Origin of the sequence: Streptococcus mitis, from assembly GCF_001579035.1 — a bacterium.
GTDB lineage: Bacteria > Bacillota > Bacilli > Lactobacillales > Streptococcaceae > Streptococcus > Streptococcus mitis_J.
The window spans coordinates 227,252-228,583 of record NZ_KQ970286.1; the positions used below are offsets into that span (position 1 = coordinate 227,252).

General features: G+C 36.9%; 1 protein-coding gene and 2 pseudogenes. All 3 read left to right on the plus strand.

The window, feature by feature from the left end; all coding sequences use genetic code 11:
- Positions 1-246, plus strand: a pseudogene (locus SMIDD26_RS13670) (endonuclease); the annotation flags it as partial.
- A gap of 197 nt (positions 247-443) precedes the next feature.
- Complete coding sequence (locus tag SMIDD26_RS13675; protein ID WP_419986649.1) at positions 444-1,109, plus strand: AAA family ATPase; 666 nt, start codon at positions 444-446, stop codon at positions 1,107-1,109.
- Positions 1,096-1,332 (plus strand): annotated as a pseudogene (locus tag SMIDD26_RS03430) (3-isopropylmalate dehydrogenase); the annotation flags it as partial. The gene SMIDD26_RS13675 and the pseudogene SMIDD26_RS03430, both read left to right, overlap by 14 nt.

The following is a 1,332-nucleotide window of genomic DNA, read 5'->3' on the forward strand; positions in this document are numbered from 1 at the left end:
CGGGAAAAACTTATCTTGCTAAAGAAATTGCTAAAGAATTAACGGATGGCAACGAAGATCAAATCGGCTTTGTTCAGTTTCATCCTTCGTATGACTACACGGATTTTGTCGAGGGTTTGCGCCCAGTATCAAATGGGGATGGAGCTATCGAGTTTAAATTACAAGATGGTATTTTTAAGAAGTTTTGTCAGAGAGCGAAAGAAGCTCAGAAAACTGGGGGACAAGATAATTTTGATGAAACGTGGGCTAAGCTAACGGATGCTATCAATGAAAAGCAAGGACAATACTTCTTCCCTCGTAGTTCTGTTCCAGCCAGTCTAAACAGTCAAGGGAATGTGAAGTTTGATTCTCCTGTTGCTACCAAAGAAAAAGTGTATCTTTTGTACAAGGGTGAAGATACTAATTTAAAGTACGAAACTTATCAAAAAATTGTTTTGGATCACATGAAAGAAAGTTATGGATTATGTGATTATGTATCTCCAACGATTGACACAGACAAGAAATTCGTCTTCATCATCGATGAAATCAACCGTGGTGAGATTTCTAAGATTTTTGGAGAACTCTTTTTCTCAATTGATCCTAGCTATCGTGGTGAAAAGGGAAGTGTTTCTACCCAATATGCCAATCTACACGAAAGTGATGACAAGTTTTATATTCCTGAGAATATCTATATTATAGGGACCATGAACGACATTGACCGTTCGGTGGATACCTTTGATTTTGCTATGCGTCGTCGCTTTCGTTTTGTAGAAATAACAGCTGAAAGTCAGTTAGGAATGCTAGATGAAGAACTCAAAGACGGTGCGGAAGAAGCAAAACTTCGTCTTAGAAATTTGAATGCTGCTATTGAAAACGTTCAGGAATTAAACAGTCATTACCATATAGGGCCAAGTTATTTCCTTAAGTTGAAGGATGTAGATTTTGACTATGAATTACTCTGGTCTGATTATCTCGAACCGCTTTTGGAAGACTACTTGCGTGGTTTTTATAAGGAAGATGAAACCCTTAAAACATTGAAAAAAGCATTTAACAAAACAACTAGTGAGGAAGCAAGTCAGTCAGATAAGAGTGACGATGAAAGCGTTGAGAGTGATGATGCGGATAACTGATAATCAGTATAAAATTACTAAAGAAGACTTTGTCGCAGAATATCCCAAACTAAACAAACTTCTTTTAGATAGAACATTAGGAAATCTTTCTCAAGAAGACAGTATCTTTGTTTTCCCAAATGATCTACAATATTCTCCAGATTTGGATAAGAAACAAAAGATTTTGGAAACGGTCAATCAGGAAATCAAGACAGGAAATGTGATTGGTTTTCTGGGGTGTGGT